Origin of the sequence: Pumilibacter muris (assembly GCF_943193045.1) — a bacterium.
In the GTDB taxonomy this organism is placed as follows: domain Bacteria; phylum Bacillota; class Clostridia; order Christensenellales; family Pumilibacteraceae; genus Pumilibacter; species Pumilibacter muris.
In genome coordinates, this window is the sequence record NZ_CALPCN010000003.1 from 45,352 (window position 1) to 65,956 (window position 20,605).

Here is a 20,605-nt window from a genome sequence, read left to right on the forward strand (position 1 = left end):
AATTTGCAAGTACAGCATACTTGTTACACTATCTCAAATAGACAGGTAGTATTATGAGCGAACACAAATACCCTCGTATCGAAGCGGCAACGGCGAACGAAGATCTCAAAAAAAAGGACGATAAAAAGACGTCGATTATTTTTCTCTCGATAGCGCTTGCTCTCTTTCTTGCGTGCGTCGGCTTTTTGGTGTGGAATATAGTCAGAATGCGCAAAGTCGATACCGACTATGTAAAAGTTCTGGGCAAAGTGGTCGACGTGGAAACAATGGGCACCTCGTCGTCGGCATCCAGCGGGCGCTCGTATTTTTTGGTGATTTCTTATACGTTCGACGGGCAGGAATACAAGTTTATCGACCGAGAGGGCTATAAGTGGCATGATGAAGCGTATGACTGTGTCGGGAAATACGCGGATATACTCGTCGATCCGCAAAACCCCGCCCATGCGGAAAGGCCGACATCTTCGGGCTTTATTTCAACCTTTTGCGCTTGCTGCTTCGCCTTTTTCTGCATTATATATGCGGCGGGAATGAACATCTTCTTGGCGCGCAAGGGAAGTTCTTTTACAAAGAGATTTCTTTTTATATGGGGAGCGGAAATTTTGCTCGGCGTAACGATTGTGCTATTGTTTTGGACGGGAATGCCCCATGCCAGATTCGGAGAAGTTTTTGCTCGCAACAGCGGGGCGATAGGCGTAACGGTCGTATGCGGATTGCCTCTTTTGGCGACTTTGGTAGACGGCATCATCACGCTTAAACTGCGCCCTTACAAATCGAATCACCGCGTATATCGTATCTCGAAGCGCACCTTAAAGCGCGAAATCGCAGATAGAGTACGGGACCATGAAAACCGCCGAAGTTGATCGGCAACACTTGAATAATTGTCAAAAGAGCTATAAAATTCAATTTATCACTCTAAATAATAATAGCCCACTATTTCGCACTTGCGGATATAGTGGGCTATTTTTTTGAACGGTATAAACTGTAAGGCTTATTATTTCTTTTTTAGCTCTCTCGGCAATATATCATCGCACGGTACTCCGTTGCGTTCTTCTAAAATGTCTTGATGTCCCTTTTTGCATGATTTCTTTTTGCCGTCGTAATGTTGGCAAAGACCGCTTCCGATATGTTCCCGCACCAGCCGTTGCCAAGTTCGGGCTTTGCCTTCCGGGTCAAAATCTTCGGTAAGTTTGTTGATTTTTCTTTTAAAACTGCTCATTGGCATTCCTCCGCTAAAGATTGTTTCTTTTCTTCAAATTGAAATCTTCCATAAGACCAGACTCAAAAACGTCGGGGCATATAAAATCCTTTGAGTCGTGATCGAACTGCACCGTAAAATATTTGCCGTCTATTTTTTTAATCACTCCCAAACCAAATACTTTATGCTTTACCGCATCGCCGACGCGGATAGAAATTTTTGGCGGCGGCGGTGTTATAGGCTCGACGGCTGTCGTATTGCTCGGAGGAGGGGAGCGATACGATGAATTTTGAGTAACGGATTTATATCCTTTATTCTCGATATGGTCGGCAACTAAAAAATAAATAAACAGATACGCCAACGGTGTGCATAGAACGGAAAGGCCGATTGCTCCCCAAATATTCTTGGCAGTGCTGTCAACCTCGATTTTTTTCGTATAGGTAACCGAGATTGTGCCGCTCGACCTGCCGCCGCAACGACTGCAAGCGGTATAGCCTTTGCTTATGGCTTCGTGCTTTCCCATAGCGTGTTGAGATTTTGCCAAGTAAGAGCAGCCCGCGCTGTGATAGCGGTCTCCGTAGGTAGTCACATAAACGCGCGGCTCGGTCGCCGTGACGGTTTCGGTTTTATAGGACGGGGTGCTATTGGCGTTTATTATGAAATACCATAAGAACGCCATCGGTATGCAAATAAGGATGACGATTATGGTGTGTTTTATAAACTTTTGCTTGTCGGCTTTATCCATTAAACACCTCATAATTATTATACCGTAAAAGAGCGAAATGTCCAACTAATCAGCGGTGGCTGATTATAGAAATTTGAAAAAGATTTATAATATTAATAAGCCGTGACTGATTAAGGAGGGCGATAAAAATGACATTCAACGAAGCCCTCGCTACGAGGATAAACGAATTGCTGAAAGAAAAGGATATGACGCAATATCGTTTGGCAATGAATAGCGGAGTCGTTGCTCAAAGCATAGACAACATACGACGTCAGCGAAATAAGACGAACGCCGTAAATATCGTGTTTCAAATTGCGCAGGGATTCGGAATGACGCTGAAGGAGTTTTTCGACAGTCCGCTGTTTGACATCGAAAATATAACCGATTGATTGACCGCCAATAAAGCGGTCTTTTTTAATTTCGGATAAAAAATATTTATGACTGTAACGAAACTAACACATCCGAGCATTGACAAATAGAAAATAAAGTAGTACACTATGCCTATCCGTTCCAAAGTGGTGCGGATAGAATACGGCGGAGGTTTTTCGATGCGCACGAAGAACGAAGCATTAATGCAGGAAATAGTGGAGGAAGTTGACGAGTTCTATTCTTTAAGGGGTAGAACGCCGACGACACGCGAACTCGCGGATATGTTGGGGATAAGTCATACAACGGTCATACGGTATTTGCAAGATATGGACGCTCGTAAAATGCTCGATTATGACAACGGCAAGATTGTGACCGAGAAGATAAGCAAGTCGCAGGACGGAACGGTAAGCGTTCCGCTGGTGGGCAGCATATCTTGCGGACAGCCGCTATTGTCGGAAGAGAGCGTGGAGAGTTACATACGCATTCCGACGGAGTGGCTCGGATCGGGCGAATATTTCTTATTGCGAGCAAACGGCGATTCGATGGTGGACGCAGGGATTGACGATGAAGACATCGTTATAATCCGCAAGACCAGTGAAGCCGAGGACGGAGATATCGTGGTCGCGCTCGTGGATAACGAAAACACACTCAAACGGCTATACCGCGATGAGAAAAAGCGTAAGATCGTATTGCATCCCGAAAATCCCGACTACGATGATATTGTCGTCGACTACTGCGAGATACAAGGAGTAGCAGTTAAAGTATTAAAAGACCTGTGAGGAGATATGGCAATCAAACAGCAGACATACTATTGCATCGATATGAAGACGTTTTACGCTTCGGTCGAATGCGCGGAGCGAGGGTTGAATCCTTTTGAAACCAACCTCGTCGTTGCCGATGTGTCGCGCGGATCGAACGCGCTGTGTCTTGCTGTGTCTCCGAAACTGAAAGCGCAAGGTGTTCGCAATCGATGTAGGCTTTCCGAAATACCGCGAGGAATCAAGTACATCATTGCGCCGCCGCAAATGCAATTATACATTGACTATGCCGCCGACATTTACGACATATACCTCGATTACATTTCGCCAGACGATATTCACGTTTACTCGATAGACGAGTCATTCATCGACGCGACTCCGTATTTGAACGTGTACCACACGGACTATATGAGTTTTGCGAAATTTCTCGTGCAAGAGATCGCGCGGCGAAAGCACATCCCGGCAACGGCGGGCATCGGCACAAATCTCTATCTTGCCAAAATTGCGTTAGACATTACCGCCAAGAAAAACAAATCGCATATCGGCTATCTCGATGAAAAGACATACTGCGATACGTTATGGCGACATAGGCCTATAAACGATTTTTGGCAAGTGGCAGACGGCACGGCAAACCGACTCGCAAGGTACGCCATCTACGATATGTACGGAGTGGCGCACAGTCCGATTGACTTATTGTACAAAGAATTCGGCGTCAATGCCGAATTACTCATCGACCATGCTTGGGGAAGAGAGTCGTGTACCATAGCCGACATCAAGGCGTATAAGAGCAAATCGCATTCCGTGTCATTCTCGCAAATACTCCCCAGAGATTACTCGTTCGACGAAGCGCGAATCGTGATGACCGAGATGGTGCAGCACGGCGCATACGAACTAATGAAAAGGCACGTCGTATCGAGCAGAGTAGGAATCTATGTAGGATATTCCAAAAGCGAAATACCGTCGGTACACGCGGCGGCGCGATTGGGATTGGTCACGGCATTGAATTCCAAGTTCGCTCCGCTCGTCAAAGATTTGTACGACAAAAATGCAAGTCGGACCGTTCCTATACGGCGGCTCGGAATCGACTTTGAAGACGTGGTGGACGAGTCATACGAGAGTTACGACTTATTCACGGATATCAACGAAGTGGAGCGAGAAAAAAGTAGAGAGCGAACGGTGCTTGCGCTGAAAGAAAAGTTCGGGAAGAACTCCATACTCGTCGGAACGAACTACTTGGATTGTGCAACGCAGCGCGAGCGGAATACGTTTATAGGAGGGCATAGAGCAGGCAATGACACAAAGTGAACGAGCAAAACAATTTATGCCTTTCGATGCGATGAAAGGACTCAAAGAAGCGTTACGCGAGAGAGAGGAAAGGCACTTGCGCGAAGAAAAGCGCGAGCTCTCGGAGGATGCGGCGGAAAGGCTGTCGGCACAAATCAATCGCGTAACGAAAGGTGCGGAGATAAAAGTACGATACTACAAGGCATACCACGAAATTGAATTGCAAGGCAAAGTGACGAATATCGACGTGGTGTACAGATACTTGGTTATTGGCGAAGAAAGGATATATTTCGACGACCTATACAAATTGACGATACTAAATTAGGAGAGGAAAAAATGCGATACTATGATGTAAAATGTCCGCATTGCGGCACGATAAACAAACATTTATATCTCGAAGAAACGAACGGATGGATGATATGCCAGAATTGCGGCAAAGACTATAAGGCCGCGGACTTTGCGAAAGTCACGAAAATCCCGGTTTATACGGGAGAACAACTCGCCAGAATGGGCGCAAAATATTAGCGAATGCGACTTGCCCCGGTCGCTGACGATTTAATATTCGGATACGAAAGAGTCCATCTTCGGCGTCGGAATTCCCGACCGCGCCAATGAAGTAGCGATAAATCAAAACTTTTGTATCTTGGGAAAACGGAGGTTATGTTGCATGAATCCAATTACACAACAGCCCGAATTCCGATACTGTCGGAATTGCGGGCAAAAGATTGTCGGCTTTCGAAATGCGGAAGGCTTACTTAAGTTACAGTGTCCGCGATGTAAAGCGTGTTCGGTCAGTAAGGTAATAACACGCCGACACGAAGAAGTACAAGAATATGCACCGAAAGGGCAAGGGATAATTTAATAGCAGTATATCGACGGATGGTGTCGGTTGAGATAGTACCGTGTAAACCCATTCAGACCAATACTTAAATCGGATTGGTGATCCAAGAAAATTGAGAAGCCGCCGATAAACGGAAACCCATAGTGGGAGTACGCTTATCGGCGGCTTTTTCTTTTGCCAAAAATAAACCGCCGCAGTAAAGCGACGGTTTGGCTTCGGATGGACGCAGACCCTGTTCTATGACAGCACTCCATCATTCAAAGATACAGCAGATGCGATTTTCTGTATGTCGAAACCGAAAAGACACAGCGAAGATGAAACGGTAATGGGCGCGAAATCTTCGATTACCAGCATCAAACACTGTACTAATATTATACGTCAAAGGGAACGGCTTGTCAAGCGTAAATCAAAAAAGCGCAACGCGGCTAAGCAATCTTAAATTTTTTGAAATACTTTTTATAAGCGGACATTAGGTGTCCGCAATACCCGTTAGAATACGCTCATCAAGGGCAAAGGAGGTGGATAGAACAGTGCAAAGCGCTCTCGAACGCAGACAAGAAATACTCGAAGTTTTATGCGAACGCAGACACGAATCGGTCGAAAATCTTGCGACCGAGTTCGGCGTCAACGAACGCACGATTCGTCGAGATATCGAGTACATGACACTGTCCTATCCCATCTACACCGTGCCGGGGAAAGGAGGCGGAGTCTATGTAAGCGACGGGTATAGGTTAGGCAAAAAGTACCTAACAGACAAGCAGGCGGAATTGTTGGAAGACATAGCAAAAGGGCTCGAAGGAGAGCGGCTCGCAATTATGCAGTCAATCTTAAATACATTCAAAGAGCCGAGGAGAAGGTAATGAAAGTACATAGAAAATTATTCATTTCACTAATGAAAAAATCGAACGTCGGCTTTCGGTTTATAGCCAAGGAATTGGGTCTTACGGCTTATGAATTGGCGAGGATGTTGGCTGTGGGCGAGGAGTTCGACTACGCGCAAAGCGCAACGCTGATGGCAATGTTCGGAGCGGAAGAAATGCTCCCGGTCATCGATTGGGAGGGCATCAATGTACGCTGTCCAATCTAACGAAACCATCCGAATCTACGACTCATACCTATACCGCGAGAGCATAAAAGAGATAGACGGTAGACAGTATGATGCGGAAGATAAGTGTTGGGTCGTGCCGCTGTGTTGCGAAAATGTCGCCACGCTGTCGCTCATAGGTTGCGAACTCGATAAAACACTCGCTGCGATGCTTAAAAGCCGACGTGACGCATTTGTGGCGGTTTGTGCGCACGCCGCACCGAGAGTCAAAGCAAAGCTCTACGTTCATCAGCAAAATGCTTACGACTTTGCGCTCCAATCGTTCGAGAAAAGTAAAGGCGTTGCTTTGCTCGCGGATATGGGAACGGGCAAAACGATGATGACGATAGCGATAGCGGGTACGCTCGAAAAAGAGAAAGGCGTCAAGCGTATGCTCATCGTATGTCCGAAGTCGATTGTCGGCGTGTGGGAAGAGGAGTTTCGTAAGTTCGCCGACTACAAATACGCGCTCACTATACTCGACGGCGAGATGAAAAAGAAGAAGGCTGCGTTCGATTTTATGCAAGGACAAGCACTCCAAATCATCGTTGTGAACTACGAAAGTTGTTGGCGGTTGGAGGCGGAAATAACCAAGTGGAAACCCGACCTCATTGTATGCGACGAGAGCAGTAAGATAAAGAATCCGAGCGCGTCGCAATCGAAAGCCTTGCACCGATTGGGGCGGCTCACCAAGTACAATATGATACTTACGGGAACACCGATAACAGGCAGTCCGCTCGACATTTTCTCGCAGTACAAGTTTTTGGATGACAGCATACTCGGCACGAGTTTCTATCTATTCCGTAACCGCTACGCCATACTCGGCGGATACCAAAACCGTATGATTATAGGCTATCGGCATATGGCGGAACTTGTGACAAAGGTGCATAGCGTGGCGTTCCGAATCAAGATAGAGGATGCGGTGGACTTGCCACCGTTCATCGACGAAACGCGCATTGTGCCGTTGGAGCCGCAAGCGCAATCTATTTATAAGCGCATCGAAAAAGACTGCTATGCCGAGCTCGACAATGGCGAAGTAACGGCAAGGAATGTGCTGACGCAGCTCTTGCGCCTGTCCCAATGTTCGGGCGGATTTATCCGCGACGATATAAAAGGCGAAGCCGAGCAGGTCAGCAGTGCAAAACTCGAAGCGCTCGAAGACATCATCGATGCCTGCTTGGACGAAGGGCGAAAGGTCGTGGTATTCGCAAGGTTCGTACCCGAAATCGAGGGCATAGAGGAAATGCTCCACGAAAAGAAAATTCCGTACTCGCTCATATACGGCGCAACGAAAGATCGCGCGGAGCAGGTCAGTCGATTCCAAGAAGACCAATCGGTCAAAGTCTTCGTCGGGCAACTGCAAACCACGGGAATGGGGCTCACGCTGACCGCCGCCAATGTCGCTGTTTTTTATTCGCTCGATTTTTCGTATGCGAACTACGAGCAGAGCCGAGCACGGATACACCGCATCGGGCAGACGGAAAAGTGTCTGTACATCCACCTTGTCGGAAAGGGAACGGTGGATGAAAAAATACTCCACGCATTAAAGCACAAAGGCGATATAGCCAATCTTATGGTGGATAATTGGAGGCAAATGCTAAATGGGCAAGATTAACGATTTGACGGGAATGCAGTTCGGACGGCTGACAGCGGTGGAGAAGTTGCCGCCGCACGGAAAGAACACGGCTGTGATGTGGTTATGCAACTGCGAATGCGGCGGTACGGCAATCGTGCGCGGTACGGACTTAACGCGCGGACATACGCTGTCGTGCGGATGCTATAAACAAATGCGAAAGACTTTGCCGAACAGCGAACTGCGCTTGCACCGCATCTGGCAGAATATGAAACAGCGGTGTGCCAATCCGAAGAACAAGGACTATCGCTACTACGGCGGACGCGGAATAACCGTGTGCGACGAGTGGGCGGAGTTCGAGCCATTCTTTTATTGGGCGATGTCGAACGGATATAAGGACGGACTGACCATCGAGCGCAAGGATAACGACGGCAACTATTGTCCGTCCAACTGTGAGTGGATAACCGCCGCCCGGCAACATCGCAATACGGGCAAAACAAAGAAGTACACATTGTACGGCAAAGAATTCACGCTCGCCGAACTGTGCCGCATTTACGGACAGCCGCGCAGCACGGTAGCCGAACGACTGAAAAAAGGAATTCCCATTGACGACGCTATAAAAAAAGGAGGTAGGAATAAACTGAATAACAAACTGTTGGAACTCTCGGACACGCTGAAATTGCTGAAAGAGAGAAAGAGCGAACTCGATGCCGAGGCGAAAAAGATCGAGGAAGAGATCGACGGCGTTACGACCGAGATGATCGGTATAATGACGACCGAAGAACTGACATCGTTCAAGCGCGACGGTACGACGTTCTCGCTCGTGGTGCAAGAGTATCCGTCCGCCGAGCCCGACCGCAAACCCGAATTGTGGGATGCGATGCGCTCGAACGGATACGGCGACCTTTTCAGCATAAACAGCAAGACGTTGTCGGCAACGGTCAAAGAACTTATGACCGAAAACGGCGGAGCCTTGCCCGAATGGTTGGACGGTCTCATCAAGATAGCGGAGAAAAACAGCATCCGCATAGCAAAGTCAAAAAAATATTAAAAAGGAGATAGAAAGAACATGGCAAACGAAATCGTGAAAAGCGAAGACAACGGCAGCGCAGTGGCGCAGTACACGGGAGGCGTCGACCTCGGCGGCATCATGGCGGACGAGCTCGACGGACTCAATCTCTCGTTCGACCGCATCAAAATCCCGTCGGGCGGCGGCTTGGCGTTCGAAGTGCCGGGCGACGATCCCGATAGTCCCGACTCCGTCAAGGAATTCAAGGCGGTAATACTGCATCACCATCCCATCAACTGTTACTACGAGGAAGAGTATACGGGAGGCAACAATCCGCCCGACTGTGGGTCGATGGACGGTCACATCGGTATCGTTGCGGAAACAGGCGAGGTCAAGTCGTGCGCCGACTGTCCGTTCAACAAATTCGGCAGCGGCAAGAACGGCGCGAAGGCTTGCAAGCAAAAGCGCAGGATTTATCTCTTGCGTGAGGGCGAACAACTCCCGATCATACTGTCGTTGCCGACGGGGAGCCTCGGCGAATTCTCGAAGTATGTAATGCGCCTGCTTTCGAAGGGCAAAAAGACCAATGCGGTAGTCACCAAGTTCACGCTGAAGAAAGCGCAGAACAGCGGCGGTATCAACTACTCGCAGGCGGTGTTTGCTCTGGACCGTGTGCTTACCGATGCGGAACTCGCCGCCGTTGCGCCGATGAGCGAACAGGTCAAGGCGATGGCGAACAAGGTCGCGGCGCTCGATGAAGAGTAGGTCGGACGAGGTACGGGCGGTGGGTAGACCGCCGCCCAAGCCTCTAATTTATATTTGCTCACCGCTTAAAGGCGATATCAAGCGCAATATCGAAAAAGCTAACTACTATGCGCGGTACGCATACAGTCAAGGATATATACCGCTTGCACCGCACACCATCTTCACGCAGTTTCTCGACGATAAGAATCCGAAAGAGCGCAAAGACGGAATGGCGATGGGGCTTGAGTTATTGGAACACTGTGCCGAGCTGTGGGTGTGTGGGACGACGGTATCCAAAGGGATGCGCACCGAAATCAACTACGCTCGGAAAAAGTAAATCAACATACGGTGGATAGGCTTGCAGGAAACGGAGAAATAGGATGGCAGACATTTTCGAAAAAGTAAAAAACAATGTACACATAGCCGAGGTAGTATCGCTGTTTGGCGTACAGCTTAATAGCAATGACAAAGGTCTATGTCCATTCCATAGCGAAAAAACGCCATCGTTCTCCGTTGACCGCAAGACCAACATCTTCACGTGTTTCGGGTGTGGTGCGACGGGTGACGTCATAGCGTTCGTGTCGAAGATAAAGAACATCGAGCCTATCGAAGCGGCGAAGTTCTTGGCGGAAACATACCACGTCGATATTGACGAGGGGAACAAACCCGGCAAGTTCGACATCAAAGCATATCTCAAAAAGTGCATTGCCGATGTCGGACAAACCGACTACTTCAAACGCCGCGGGCTGACCGCCGCCACCGTGAAGAAATATTGCTTGGGGTATGATGTCTATCATCGGTCGGCGGTGATACCGTATTCCTCGGCACTTACATACTATCAAACGCGCAGCGTGGTAGACAAGAAATTCTACAAGCCGAAGACCGAGGATGCAGGTGCGGAGCCGCTATTTAACGGCGAGATTATGTACAAGAGCAAATCGCCCGTGTTCGTCGTCGAGTCTCCGATCTGCGCACTCTCAATAATGCAATGCGGACACCCGGCAATCGCACTATGTGGCGTGGGGAACATCAATAAACTCGTCCACGCAGTAAAGAACAAAAAGCCGACGGCAACGCTCATCCTTGCACTCGATAACGACGACGCAGGGAAAAAGGCAAGCGGCGATCTCGCCGCAATGTTACTCGAACTCAACGTGCAGTATGACGTTTACAATATTGCCGGGGAGTGCAAAGACCCGAACGAACTACTGCTCAAAAACAAATCGCAACTCGAACGCAATCTCAAAGCGGCAAAGACCGCCGCCAAGAAAAAGTACGCCACGGCGAAAGACAGTTTCACCGCATCGGAATTACAAGATGAAGAAGTCGCGCCGCCGACGTGGATCGTGGACGGTATGCTCCCGACAGGACTCGCATTGTTGTGTGCGCCGTCGAAGCTCGGCAAGTCGTGGATGATGTTGCAGCTGTGTATGGCAGTAGCCGAGGGTAACGAATTCTTGGGATACGCCACAAAGAAATGCGAGTGTCTGTATTATGCGCTCGAAGACAGCAAGGCGCGGCTTAAAGACCGTATGCAAAAAATGCTCAAAGGCAAACGCGCACCGAGCGGCGTACATTTCGCACTCGACGCCGACCCGATTGATAACGGCTTTATGGAGCGCGTGGTCGATGAGATAAAGACATACCCGAACATCAAACTCGTTATAATCGACACGTTGCAAAAGGTACGCGGCAAGCCGTCGAGCAAAGAGTCGATGTATTCCATAGACTACCGCGAAATGGGCGAGCTCAAACGCTTTGCCGACAAAAACCACATCACAATGCTATTCGTACATCACTTGCGGAAGATGGCGGACGAGTCCGACGTCTACAATATGATAAGCGGCAGTACGGCACTGATGGGGGCGGCGGACACCGTCTTCGTTATATCGAAGAAAAAGCGTACCGACGAAGACGCAACAATGAGCATGACCGGGCGCGACATCGAGCAATCGTCTATCGTGGTGCAATTCAATAAGTACGACTACCTATGGGAAGTGCGCGGCACGGCGGAAGAAGTCGAAGCAAAGAAAGAACGCCAAGAGTACGAGAACAGTCCCATTGTCATCACGATAAAAGAACTCATCAAACGGAATCCTATGGGCGGATGGAAAGGATCGGCGGCGGAATTGATGAAAGCGGTGTACGATGTTACAGGCAAAAAACTTGCCGAGTCCGCGACGGGAGTAGGCAAACTCATCAGCAAGTACGAATACCGATTGCATTGCGACGATATAGAACACACCGTGACACGGAGCGCAACGCGAACGCACACGTTCAAGCGAATCGTAAGGAATATGCCGTATGGCTATCAACGGACGATATACGACGGAGAGAACGACTGAAAAAGCGTCGCTTATAAAGAAGTATGTGTCGTAAGCGTCGCAAGTGTCGAAGAAAAAACAGATAAATCCACAAGAGTGAGTTAGTGTCGGTGTGTTTAAGTGTCATATCTCGACACATACGACACTTGTGACACTTGGTTTAGTAAACGAGGTAAAAATGAAAGAAAGCGATTTGATACGCAAAATATCCGAATACTTAAAGACCGTGCCGAGCCTCTTTTTTTGGAAAGAGCACGGCGGTATGTACGGCACAGCGGGAATACCCGACATAGTGGTGTGCTATCGCGGACGGTTTATAGCATTCGAGTGTAAAGTCGGGAAGAACAAACCGACCGTACTGCAAGCGCAAACGATACGGCAAATAATAGCCGCAGGCGGATACGCGATGGTGGTGCGGTCTGTGGATGAAGTACGGCAAACGATAAAGGCATTCGAAAAGGAGTAAGCAATGGCGGCGGAAATAATAATCAATAAAGTAGTCGTAACGGACGAGGCGAAGTTCGATTACGAGTGTTTATTCAATCGCCCGATACCGAAAGCGGATATAAAGCGGGAAACCGAGGAATACATAGACGGTCGGCAGGGTCGGATAAACGGTTTTTATTTCCGCACGAAATACTTGGACGAAAACGCCGACGAAATGCTGATGCTGTTCTTTTACAAGGGCAAACGCTTCGGTAAAATGCAACTGTGGGAACTGTCGGGTGTGTGCCGAGCGGACGAATGGACGCGAGAGGCGGAAGACGACGGACAAATACGGAATTGGCTGAATACATCACTCGACAGTAAAGAAAGTACCGATTGGGTGTGGGATTTGCGTATAAGGGAAGCCGAGCAAAAGCGGCTGCTCGAAGAAGAATACGGCAAAGAAGGAGATGACATTATGGCGGCGATAAAAGAGCTGTTGAAAAACTATAAACTCAATAAAGCAAAGGCGGCGGTCGGCGGCACGGTGGAATCCAAGCGGCTTAAAGAGGATATGGACTTTTTGGACGTATGTATTGCCGCACTCGACGACGAAGCGAGAGAGATCATCAGCGGCTTATACATAAACGGTCAGTCGATGAGTAAACTCGGAAATCGCCTCGGCTATTGCAAAGCAGCCATTTACAAAAAGAGAAATCGAGCCGTGGAAATGCTCGAAATCCTATTTGCCGCTCGTGTTTGAAAAGAGTAGACGAAAGTAAACGAAAGTAAACGGAAAAGGCGGTAAACGCCCGTATAATGGAATTGACGGAGGGAAAAACCGAATGCCGAGAAAACCGAAACGACCGTGCAGCTATCCCGGTTGTCCGAGACTCGTGGAAGGGCAATACTGTGAAGAACACAAACGCCTGACGGATAAGCAGTACAACAGATACGGGCGAGATGACTTTACGAAGAATTTTTACAAAACGCCCGAATGGAGAGCGGCACGAAAACGGCAACTGAACAGCCAACCGTTTTGCGAGGAATGTCTGAAAGCGGGCAAGCGCACGAAAGCGACTATGGTCGACCACATTGTGCCGATAAAGCAAGGCGGAGATAAATTCGCGCCGAGCAACTTGCAAAGCCTGTGTTTTAGTTGCCACAGTCGAAAGTCGGTGGAAGAAGGCAGTCGCTTCGGGAAAAAATAAAGTTTGAAAAAGTTTGCGGTTTGGCAAGCGTTTCGCTGGGCTCTTTCGGAAAAAGACGGTATGATGTGTCTACAACTATAAAGGCATAAGCCGAAAGGAGTAGACATGAGCGAAGAAAAAAATAAAGCCGCCGAAAAATATACGTTCGAGTCGGTAACAAAAGAAACGACCGCCGCCGATGTAACCATATACGCGAACGGAATGGTGCGCTTCGGTAAGCGGGCGATTGAAAAGTATGACATACGCAACACCGACCTATTATGGGGAACGGATAACGAAAGCGGAATGCTTGCGCTCCGAAAGGTGCGGAGCGGTAGGTGTTTGCGCAGCAAGAATAAGGATACGACGAGTTGTCCGTTACGGCTTGCGCAAGAGCGCGTGGGCAAGTACGCGCTTGCGGTCGATGGCGAGGTGCTCGTGCTGATACCCATAGGCTGACACGCGCGAGGGGCAGGGGGAGTCAAATCTCTACGGAAACAACACCAAAGAGCGGGGCCGCAACTTCGCGCGAATTTTCGCAAAATCAAAAATCAAACGGGAAAATCAAAAAATCAAATGTTTAACTACGTTAAAGGACGGCAACAGCCGCCCTTTTGATTTTGCCCGAAAAATCAAAATAATCAAAAATCAAAAACGGAGGGAATATGGCAAGCGGTGGACGAAGACCGGGCGCAGGCAGACCTAAAAAAGCCGCCGCCCAAAAGATACTCGAAGGCAATCCCGGCAGGCGCGATATCGAAATCGTGTCGTTCAATGCCGAAGGCGTGGAGCTGCCGAGCGAGCCGCCTTCTTATTTGTCGGCGAAGGCAAAAGAGATATACCGAACGGTGTATGCGTGGCTCAAAGGCATTGGCTGTACGACGGGCATACTCCCGTATAACCTCGAAGAGTATGCATTTTGCAAAGCGCGGTGGTTAGAGTGCGAGGAGATGAACACCAAGCACGGCTTGCTTGTGAAAGATCCGTCAAACGGGAAAGCGATGCCGTCGCCGTTCGTGGCAATGGCACAGCAATACTTAAAACAAACAAACGACGTGTGGAGCAAGATATACCTTGTCGTGCGCGAATCGAAGCTGTCGAAGTGGGATGAGAAAAATCCGAACGACGATATAATGGAAAAATTATTGGGAGGCGGAAACTGATGGAATACACGGAGCAAAATCCGTTGCGGCTGATTGAACTGTTCGCAGGCATCGGCAGTCAAACGCAAGCTCTCAAAAACATAGGTGTGCCGCATAAGGTAGTAGCCATATCGGAAATCGACAAATACGCCATAAAGAGCTACGAGGCGATGCACGGGGCAACCAACAATCTCGGCGATATACGGCACATCAAGCACTTGCCCGATGCGGACCTATGGACGTACTCGTTCCCGTGTCAGGATATATCGGTCGCGGGACGCGGCGCGGGAATAAAAGAGGGAACGCGCAGCGGCTTGCTGTTCGAGGTCGAACGGCTACTGAATACCGCCGCCCAAGACGGCACACTCCCGAAATACTTGTTACTCGAAAACGTGAAAAACCTTGTGGGTAAACGCTTCAAAGCCGACTTTGACAGTTGGCTTTCTTTTTTGAGCGGACTCGGATACTCCAACTATTGGAAGGTGCTGAACGCCAAGGATTACGGCATTCCGCAAAACCGAGAGCGCGTGTTTTGCGTGTCCATTTGCGGCGAACACGCTCCCTTTTTCTTTCCGCAAAAGCGCGAACTCAAACTGCGCTTGCGAGATATGTTGGACGCTGTTGTAGACGAACGCTACTACTTAAAAGAAAGCACGATACGCAGCATACTGACATCGCATTTCAATTCAAGGCGAAACAGCGTCAAGCAAGAAGGGGATGTGGCAAATACAATCCTTGCGCGAGATTGGAAAGGTCCGCAGTGCGTAAAGGTCGGCGACGTTGTCGGAGATAAATGGGAACGTATGCACGAAACAAGTCGTCGCGTGTTCGATCCGAACGGACTGTCTCCGACCGTGCATTGCGCGGGCGGCGGCAATACCGAACTGAAAATCGTGGTCGAAGGGAACTACTCGCCGAGCGAACACAATGCGGCGCGAGTGGTCAATCCAGACGGACTAGCGCCGACTGTTATGGAAAACCACGGCACGGTAACGGCTATAACGGAAAAAGCGGCGGAGCGATTCTACAAGCAGGCTGTGGAAACGGTCTTGGAAAACGACTGCGAAGTGGGCGATACTGTTGATGCATTCAACCGCAAGATAAACAAAAGCGGACTATGCCCTACAATAACCACGCGACCCGAAGGTTTCAAAACCGCAATACTGCCGATAGTAAAGGGCGAGTCCGATACAGTCGTAGTGGCGGGGCAGTTCCAACCCGTGGATCGAGATTATAAGTGCAAAGGCAAACAGCGCGAAGAACACTTTGAGTGTCGCAACGACGAGATAAGCAACGCCGTACTCACGGGAGATAGAAAGAACTGTGTGTGCATTGCGGCGATGCGCGGGCGCAATCCAGACAATCCGTCCGACCGTTCGGCAGGACAGCATTTGGAGCAACGGCTCGAACTCGGCGAGGAAGACTTGAGCAATACGCTTACCTCCGTACAAAAAGACAACCTTGTGGTCGAGAGCGATTTTGTGGCGCGTAAGTACGACGAATTCATTGAACAGAACGGATATATTCCCGAAATGTTTCAGCCGTTCAATAAGCAGGAAGTTGGGGATGTTGCTCCGACGCTGACCGGGCGGTGTTCGGTATCGGGCGGAATGTCTGCCGTGCTCAAACTCGAAGAGCCGCTTAAAGTAAAAGTGGCAACCAAGCAAGGGTACGAAGAAGCCGAGCGCGGCGATTATGTGAACATTACATATCCCGGCAGCAAGACTAAGCGCGGCAGAGTGGGTAAGGGTATAGCGCACACGCTGACTTGCGGCGACGGGAACGCCGTCGTCACCGAAAACGTGCGTATCCGTAAGCTCACGCCGCGAGAGTGCTTGCGGCTGATGGGGTGGATAGACGCGCAGATAGACAAGATAGCCGCCGCCCGTGTCAGCTCGACACAGCAGTATAAGCAAGCGGGCAACGGAATAGTAGTGCAAGTCTTGGAGGCGATATTCAAGGCTTTATTTTTCGGCGAAGTATGAAGCTGTACAACGCCGACTGTTTCGATGTGCTGAACGAAGTGCCTGACGGCTCGGTAGATATGATACTTACCGACTTGCCATACGGTACGACGCGAAACAAATGGGATAATCCGTTACCGCTCGATAGGCTGTGGAAATGTTTTCTACGGATCATAAAAGCTAACGGCGCAATCGTGCTGTTCGCTCAAACGCCATTTGACAAGCTACTCGGCGCAAGCAATGAAAAACTCTTGCGTTACGAATGGATATGGGTAAAGCGGCAAGGGAGCGGACACCTTAACGCAAAGAAGATGCCGCTCAAACGCCACGAAAACATATTGGTGTTTTACAAGAAGCCGCCGAAGTACAATCCGCAAATGACAAAGGGCAAACCTTACTCGGCAAAGAGCGGCAGACCGAGCGCGAACTACGATAAGCAAAAAACGGTGTTCACGGTCAACGCAGGGGAGCGGTATCCGACAAGCGTGTTGGAGTTCAATTCGGAGAAAGGCTATCATCCGACGCAAAAACCCGTTGCGCTTTGCGAATACCTTATACGAACATACACGGACGAGGGCGAAACCGTCCTCGACTGCTGTATGGGTAGCGGTACGACAGGCGTGGCTTGCCGCCACACAAACCGAGAATTCATCGGTATAGAAAAAGACGCCGAAATATTCGAGATAGCCAAGAAACGAATCGAGGGGGGAACAATGCAATACATAGCAAGTATCAGTTACGGCAAAGACAGCCTCGCAATGCTCGAAGTCATCCGCCGCCACGGTCTTCCGCTCGACCGAATAGTACACGTCGAGATATTGGCAACAAAGGGAATTCCTGCGGATCTTCCGCCGATGATGGAATTCAAGCGTAAAGCGGACGAGAGCATCAAAGAGAAGTACGGAATAACGGTCGAACATATTTCAGCACCGCGCACATACGAAGATTACTTTTACAGTGTGTGCAAAGGCGAAAAGAGCCGCAATCGCGGCAAGATATACGGATTCCCACTGCAAAAAGGGAATTGGTGTAACGCTCGGCTGAAGGTCGGCGTTCTCGACAAGCTCCAACGCAATGCTATAACGTATATCGGAATTGCGGCCGACGAGCCGAAACGCTTTCATAACTTAACCGACACAAAGCGCAGTCCGCTCGTGGAGTACGGATGGACAGAGGCGATGTGCCGAAAGTGGTGTGAAGACAACGACTTGCTGAGTCCGATTTATACGACCGCCGCCCGTGGAGGCTGTTGGTTTTGTCACAATCAAAGCGTGGCGCAGCTCCGACTGTTGCGCAAGAACTATCCCGAATATTGGGCGATATTGCTCAAATGGGACGCGGATAGTCCCGTTACTTTCAAGGCGAACGGACACACAGTCCGCGATTTCGATAAACGCTTTTCTATGGAAGAACAAGGGATTATACCCGAAAACACAAAATTCAAATGGAGAATGATACAATGACGAAACGCATCTATACCGCCGAGTCCGTTACGAGCGGACATCCCGACAAACTTGCCGACCTTATAGCCGACAGCATTCTCGACGAGTGCTTGGAGCAGGACGAAAACAGCCGCGTCGCTTGTGAAGTTATGCTTGCGCACAACAAGTGTTTTATAAGCGGCGAGATAACGACCGCCGCCCAAGTGGACTACGAGTACATAGCGCGTTCGGTAATAGCGCAAATCGGCTATAACCCGAAAGACATCGAAGTGGAAGTGCGCATCCACGAACAAAGCGCAGACATAGCCGCCGCCGTGGACGGAACGGAATTGGGCGCAGGCGATCAGGGCATCGTGTACGGTTATGCAACAAACGAAACCAAAAACTATATGCCGCTGCCCATAGAACTCGCGCACCGACTGACCGAACGGTTGGAGCAGTGCAGGCGCGAAGGCATTATCAAAGGATTGCAGCCCGACGGCAAAAGCCAAGTGTCCGTGCAGTATGCCGGGGATAAGTTCGACAAGACAACGTCGGTCATCGTATCGGCACAGCACACCGAAGGGAAAGACCTCGGAGTGCTGACCGCCGAGATACGGCACAATGTCATCGGCTATGTGTTCGCGGATTATGACTTGTCAGATGCGGAGATACTCATCAATCCGTCGGGACGGTTTGTGGTCGGGGGATTCGAAGCCGACACGGGATTGACCGGGCGCAAACTTATGGTAGACACATACGGCGGTATGGCGCACCACGGCGGCGGCGCGATGTGCGGCAAGGACGCAAGTAAGGTGGACCGCAGCGGCGCATACCTTGCACGGTACATTGCGAAGAACATTGTCGCGGCACGGCTTGCCGAGAAATGCGAAGTCACGCTGTCCTACGCGATAGGTGTGCCGCATCCGACCGCAATAGACATCAACACTTTCTATACGGGCGCAGTGAACGAAAAGTTCATAGCCGAGGCGGTGGCGAAGGTGTTTGACCTGTCGGTCGCAGGCACGATAAACAAACTCGACCTCCGTCGCCCGGTCTTCGGACAAACTGCTGTCGGCGGGCATTTCGGCAAAGACTACTTTGCGTGGGAAATCACCGACAAAACGGAGGCGCTCGATGACGCGATCCGACCGAGATAAGCTCGTTACCGACAACCTGCGGCTTGTTTATTATCTTTATGAGAAACTGACCAAGAACAAACTGACAAGGCAATACAAGGATGACATTATATCCGAAGGTATGGTCGGACTCGTAAAGGCGGCAAAGACTTTCGATGACAAGCGGAAAATTAAGTTCGGCACATATGCATCACGATGCATAACCAACGAAATGCTTATGTTCATTCGGCGGATGAACAAACAGTTGCCACACGAAGTATCGTTGTACGATCCTATAGGCAGAGATGAGGACGGACACTTGATTTTTTATATGGACATTTTAAGCACCGATGAAGAGAGTGTGCGAGAACAAGATCGAATAATCGATGCCGTAAGAAATTTGCCGAAACGAGATCGAGAAATAATCGATGCCGTGATGTCGGGGTTTAAGCAAAAAGAAATCGCCGCAATGATGGGTGTTAAGCAGTCCACCATATCGCGGCGAATAAGTCGCATCAAGAAAGAGCTAAAAAGGAATATTTAATTTTTTACTCTACCGAGTATGTAATCAACGGTCACGTCGAATCCATCGGCAAGAGCGATAATTCCATTCAAAGTAGGCTCGCGGCTGCCACTCTTCCATTCATAAAAGCGCGATGCCGATATTTGCGCATGTTTATAGAAATGACACCACGGACAATTAAAGCGCTCTTTCAAACGAACAAGCTGCTCTGCAAACGGTGGACAGGGCAGGAAAGCGGAAGGATAGTTTTCGGGCTCTCTACCAAGTAGGTAATCGGTGGTGCAATTAAAGAAATCGGCAAGTTTCAACAAAGTGTTCACCGATGGCGTATATTGAGCGTGAAGCGCGCGGGAAATAGTGGCTAAATCCAAACCGATAGCGGCGGCAAGTTGTGTGGCCGTTATTTTTTGCTCGAACATAAGTGAGTCGAGCGTTTCGGCAAATTTTGACAAATTATCCATTTATAAGTCCTCTTTCTACAATATATTCTCTCCCATTCGTGCAATAAAGTGTTGCTACTTGCACCGATGGGAGAGTATAATATAGGTACACTCGACGCGCGAACGGTGAATAACAAATAGGGAGTTGACTTTTATGGAGAAGCAACACAAAAATCCCACAAAAGAAAAGAAAACCGAGAATAGAAACAGCTATAATAACTCCTACGATATAGCGGCAGAAATAATGCTGCTGCTCGACGATTACTTTTGCGGCAACTTTACCCACGATTGTGACTGCATACTTATGAAATTGGTCGATGGCAAAGTATTTCGGCTTTCTGTATCGGAGGTGGTGTAGAATCGTGTGGTACAATAAAAAAGCCGACACAAAAAAACGGTCGGCGGTGAGTAGAGAGGAGCATATTAATTATATCAAAACTGCGATAGCGCAAAAAGGAAAATGCTGTCCCTTACTG

At 49.2% G+C, this 20,605-nt stretch carries 25 protein-coding genes; 22 read left to right on the plus strand and 3 right to left on the minus strand.

Annotated features, from left to right (window positions below):
• The first annotated feature begins 53 nt into the window (after positions 1–53).
• Entirely contained in the window at positions 54–860 is an 807-nt protein-coding gene (locus tag NFR62_RS04700) for a DUF3592 domain-containing protein (protein ID WP_251547593.1), read from the plus strand.
• Between the two features lie 131 nt (positions 861–991).
• Here the strand turns inward: NFR62_RS04700 and NFR62_RS04705 are convergent, their stop codons facing one another.
• Together NFR62_RS04705 and NFR62_RS04710 are read right to left on the minus strand one after the other, a co-directional pair.
• Positions 992–1,216, minus strand: a complete 225-nt coding sequence (locus NFR62_RS04705; protein ID WP_251615023.1) for a hypothetical protein — start codon at positions 1,214–1,216, stop codon at positions 992–994.
• 13 nt (positions 1,217–1,229) lie between these two features.
• Positions 1,230–1,940, minus strand: coding sequence for a hypothetical protein (locus NFR62_RS04710; protein WP_251615026.1), 711 nt, complete (start codon positions 1,938–1,940; stop codon positions 1,230–1,232).
• A 128-nt stretch (positions 1,941–2,068) separates the two neighbouring features.
• On the opposite strand from NFR62_RS04710, the gene NFR62_RS04715 reads away from it, so the two are divergent.
• The 20 genes from NFR62_RS04715 (at position 2,069) to NFR62_RS04810 (ending at position 19,710) form a co-directional block, all read left to right on the plus strand.
• On the plus strand, positions 2,069–2,308 hold the full coding sequence (locus NFR62_RS04715) for a helix-turn-helix domain-containing protein (protein WP_251547599.1): 240 nt from the start codon (positions 2,069–2,071) through the stop codon (positions 2,306–2,308).
• A 108-nt stretch (positions 2,309–2,416) separates the two neighbouring features.
• Positions 2,417–3,067, plus strand: a complete 651-nt coding sequence (lexA, locus tag NFR62_RS04720; RefSeq protein ID WP_251615040.1) for a transcriptional repressor LexA — start codon at positions 2,417–2,419, stop codon at positions 3,065–3,067.
• 6 nt (positions 3,068–3,073) lie between these two features.
• Entirely contained in the window at positions 3,074–4,351 is a 1,278-nt protein-coding gene (locus NFR62_RS04725; RefSeq protein ID WP_251615043.1) for a Y-family DNA polymerase, read from the plus strand.
• Positions 4,338–4,655: a YolD-like family protein gene (locus NFR62_RS04730; RefSeq protein WP_251547603.1), complete on the plus strand. Its 318-nt coding sequence runs from the start codon at positions 4,338–4,340 to the stop codon at positions 4,653–4,655. The genes NFR62_RS04725 and NFR62_RS04730 overlap by 14 nt, the downstream gene beginning before the upstream one ends.
• 1,046 nt (positions 4,656–5,701) lie before the next feature.
• Positions 5,702–6,031: a helix-turn-helix transcriptional regulator gene (locus NFR62_RS04735; protein WP_251547607.1), complete on the plus strand. Its 330-nt coding sequence runs from the start codon at positions 5,702–5,704 to the stop codon at positions 6,029–6,031.
• Positions 6,031–6,258: a hypothetical protein gene (locus NFR62_RS04740; RefSeq protein ID WP_251547608.1), complete on the plus strand. Its 228-nt coding sequence runs from the start codon at positions 6,031–6,033 to the stop codon at positions 6,256–6,258. Before NFR62_RS04735 ends, NFR62_RS04740 begins: the two co-directional genes overlap by 1 nt.
• Entirely contained in the window at positions 6,239–7,870 is a 1,632-nt protein-coding gene (locus tag NFR62_RS04745; RefSeq protein WP_251615046.1) for a DEAD/DEAH box helicase, read from the plus strand. Before NFR62_RS04740 ends, NFR62_RS04745 begins: the two co-directional genes overlap by 20 nt.
• Positions 7,857–8,879: a gp33 family protein gene (locus NFR62_RS04750; RefSeq protein ID WP_251615049.1), complete on the plus strand. Its 1,023-nt coding sequence runs from the start codon at positions 7,857–7,859 to the stop codon at positions 8,877–8,879. Before NFR62_RS04745 ends, NFR62_RS04750 begins: the two co-directional genes overlap by 14 nt.
• 18 nt (positions 8,880–8,897) lie before the next feature.
• Positions 8,898–9,602, plus strand: a complete 705-nt coding sequence (locus NFR62_RS04755) for a hypothetical protein (protein WP_251615052.1) — start codon at positions 8,898–8,900, stop codon at positions 9,600–9,602.
• Positions 9,592–9,918 carry a DUF7768 domain-containing protein gene (locus tag NFR62_RS04760; RefSeq protein ID WP_251615055.1) on the plus strand — a complete coding sequence of 109 codons (327 nt, stop codon included), beginning with the start codon at positions 9,592–9,594 and terminating at the stop codon, positions 9,916–9,918. Before NFR62_RS04755 ends, NFR62_RS04760 begins: the two co-directional genes overlap by 11 nt.
• 43 nt (positions 9,919–9,961) lie before the next feature.
• On the plus strand, positions 9,962–11,926 hold the full coding sequence (locus NFR62_RS04765; RefSeq protein ID WP_251615058.1) for an AAA family ATPase: 1,965 nt from the start codon (positions 9,962–9,964) through the stop codon (positions 11,924–11,926).
• Positions 11,927–12,083: 157 nt separating this feature from the next.
• Positions 12,084–12,371, plus strand: coding sequence for a VRR-NUC domain-containing protein (locus NFR62_RS04770; protein WP_251615061.1), 288 nt, complete (start codon positions 12,084–12,086; stop codon positions 12,369–12,371).
• 3 nt (positions 12,372–12,374) lie between these two features.
• Positions 12,375–13,094, plus strand: a complete 720-nt coding sequence (locus tag NFR62_RS04775) for a hypothetical protein (protein ID WP_251615064.1) — start codon at positions 12,375–12,377, stop codon at positions 13,092–13,094.
• An 82-nt stretch (positions 13,095–13,176) separates the two neighbouring features.
• Positions 13,177–13,542 carry an HNH endonuclease gene (locus NFR62_RS04780; protein WP_251547622.1) on the plus strand — a complete coding sequence of 122 codons (366 nt, stop codon included), beginning with the start codon at positions 13,177–13,179 and terminating at the stop codon, positions 13,540–13,542.
• Between the two features lie 105 nt (positions 13,543–13,647).
• Entirely contained in the window at positions 13,648–13,980 is a 333-nt protein-coding gene (locus tag NFR62_RS04785; RefSeq protein ID WP_251615067.1) for a hypothetical protein, read from the plus strand.
• Positions 13,981–14,186: 206 nt separating this feature from the next.
• Entirely contained in the window at positions 14,187–14,684 is a 498-nt protein-coding gene (locus tag NFR62_RS04790; protein WP_251615070.1) for a P27 family phage terminase small subunit, read from the plus strand.
• Positions 14,684–16,648, plus strand: a complete 1,965-nt coding sequence (dcm, locus tag NFR62_RS04795; RefSeq protein ID WP_251615073.1) for a DNA (cytosine-5-)-methyltransferase — start codon at positions 14,684–14,686, stop codon at positions 16,646–16,648. The genes NFR62_RS04790 and dcm overlap by 1 nt, the downstream gene beginning before the upstream one ends.
• Complete coding sequence (locus NFR62_RS04800) at positions 16,645–18,090, plus strand: DNA methyltransferase (RefSeq protein ID WP_251615076.1); 1,446 nt, start codon at positions 16,645–16,647, stop codon at positions 18,088–18,090. The genes dcm and NFR62_RS04800 overlap by 4 nt, the downstream gene beginning before the upstream one ends.
• Positions 18,087–19,208: a methionine adenosyltransferase gene (gene metK / locus NFR62_RS04805; RefSeq protein ID WP_251615095.1), complete on the plus strand. Its 1,122-nt coding sequence runs from the start codon at positions 18,087–18,089 to the stop codon at positions 19,206–19,208. The genes NFR62_RS04800 and metK overlap by 4 nt, the downstream gene beginning before the upstream one ends.
• Complete coding sequence (locus NFR62_RS04810) at positions 19,186–19,710, plus strand: sigma-70 family RNA polymerase sigma factor (RefSeq protein WP_251615109.1); 525 nt, start codon at positions 19,186–19,188, stop codon at positions 19,708–19,710. Before metK ends, NFR62_RS04810 begins: the two co-directional genes overlap by 23 nt.
• Here NFR62_RS04810 and NFR62_RS04815 read toward each other — a convergent pair.
• Positions 19,707–20,150, minus strand: coding sequence for a helix-turn-helix domain-containing protein (locus NFR62_RS04815; protein WP_251615132.1), 444 nt, complete (start codon positions 20,148–20,150; stop codon positions 19,707–19,709). The two genes, NFR62_RS04810 and NFR62_RS04815, sit on opposite strands and share 4 nt — an antisense overlap.
• Before the next feature lie 133 nt (positions 20,151–20,283).
• Here NFR62_RS04815 and NFR62_RS04820 point away from each other — a divergent pair, with 133 nt between their 5' ends.
• Positions 20,284–20,487 (plus strand): hypothetical protein, encoded by a 204-nt coding sequence (locus NFR62_RS04820; protein WP_251615135.1) that lies wholly within the window; start codon positions 20,284–20,286, stop codon positions 20,485–20,487.
• Positions 20,488–20,605 lie beyond the last annotated feature (118 nt).

Excerpts from the sequence above, each read along its gene's own strand:
- NFR62_RS04700 (WP_251547593.1), top strand. The coding sequence starts at position 54 with ATGAGCGAACACAAATACCCTCGTATCGAAGCGGCAACGGCGAACGAA.
- NFR62_RS04705 (WP_251615023.1), bottom strand. The coding sequence starts at position 1,216 with ATGAGCAGTTTTAAAAGAAAAATCAACAAACTTACCGAAGATTTTGAC.
- NFR62_RS04710 (WP_251615026.1), bottom strand. The coding sequence starts at position 1,940 with ATGGATAAAGCCGACAAGCAAAAGTTTATAAAACACACCATAATCGTC.
- NFR62_RS04715 (WP_251547599.1), top strand. The coding sequence starts at position 2,069 with ATGACATTCAACGAAGCCCTCGCTACGAGGATAAACGAATTGCTGAAA.
- lexA (WP_251615040.1), top strand. The coding sequence starts at position 2,417 with ATGCCTATCCGTTCCAAAGTGGTGCGGATAGAATACGGCGGAGGTTTT.
- NFR62_RS04725 (WP_251615043.1), top strand. The coding sequence starts at position 3,074 with ATGGCAATCAAACAGCAGACATACTATTGCATCGATATGAAGACGTTT.
- NFR62_RS04730 (WP_251547603.1), top strand. The coding sequence starts at position 4,338 with ATGACACAAAGTGAACGAGCAAAACAATTTATGCCTTTCGATGCGATG.
- NFR62_RS04740 (WP_251547608.1), top strand. The coding sequence starts at position 6,031 with ATGAAAGTACATAGAAAATTATTCATTTCACTAATGAAAAAATCGAAC.
- NFR62_RS04745 (WP_251615046.1), top strand. The coding sequence starts at position 6,239 with ATGTACGCTGTCCAATCTAACGAAACCATCCGAATCTACGACTCATAC.
- NFR62_RS04750 (WP_251615049.1), top strand. The coding sequence starts at position 7,857 with ATGGGCAAGATTAACGATTTGACGGGAATGCAGTTCGGACGGCTGACA.
- NFR62_RS04755 (WP_251615052.1), top strand. The coding sequence starts at position 8,898 with ATGGCAAACGAAATCGTGAAAAGCGAAGACAACGGCAGCGCAGTGGCG.
- NFR62_RS04760 (WP_251615055.1), top strand. The coding sequence starts at position 9,592 with ATGAAGAGTAGGTCGGACGAGGTACGGGCGGTGGGTAGACCGCCGCCC.
- NFR62_RS04765 (WP_251615058.1), top strand. The coding sequence starts at position 9,962 with ATGGCAGACATTTTCGAAAAAGTAAAAAACAATGTACACATAGCCGAG.
- NFR62_RS04770 (WP_251615061.1), top strand. The coding sequence starts at position 12,084 with ATGAAAGAAAGCGATTTGATACGCAAAATATCCGAATACTTAAAGACC.
- NFR62_RS04775 (WP_251615064.1), top strand. The coding sequence starts at position 12,375 with ATGGCGGCGGAAATAATAATCAATAAAGTAGTCGTAACGGACGAGGCG.
- NFR62_RS04780 (WP_251547622.1), top strand. The coding sequence starts at position 13,177 with ATGCCGAGAAAACCGAAACGACCGTGCAGCTATCCCGGTTGTCCGAGA.
- NFR62_RS04785 (WP_251615067.1), top strand. The coding sequence starts at position 13,648 with ATGAGCGAAGAAAAAAATAAAGCCGCCGAAAAATATACGTTCGAGTCG.
- NFR62_RS04790 (WP_251615070.1), top strand. The coding sequence starts at position 14,187 with ATGGCAAGCGGTGGACGAAGACCGGGCGCAGGCAGACCTAAAAAAGCC.
- dcm (WP_251615073.1), top strand. The coding sequence starts at position 14,684 with ATGGAATACACGGAGCAAAATCCGTTGCGGCTGATTGAACTGTTCGCA.
- NFR62_RS04800 (WP_251615076.1), top strand. The coding sequence starts at position 16,645 with ATGAAGCTGTACAACGCCGACTGTTTCGATGTGCTGAACGAAGTGCCT.
- metK (WP_251615095.1), top strand. The coding sequence starts at position 18,087 with ATGACGAAACGCATCTATACCGCCGAGTCCGTTACGAGCGGACATCCC.
- NFR62_RS04810 (WP_251615109.1), top strand. The coding sequence starts at position 19,186 with ATGACGCGATCCGACCGAGATAAGCTCGTTACCGACAACCTGCGGCTT.
- NFR62_RS04815 (WP_251615132.1), bottom strand. The coding sequence starts at position 20,150 with ATGGATAATTTGTCAAAATTTGCCGAAACGCTCGACTCACTTATGTTC.
- NFR62_RS04820 (WP_251615135.1), top strand. The coding sequence starts at position 20,284 with ATGGAGAAGCAACACAAAAATCCCACAAAAGAAAAGAAAACCGAGAAT.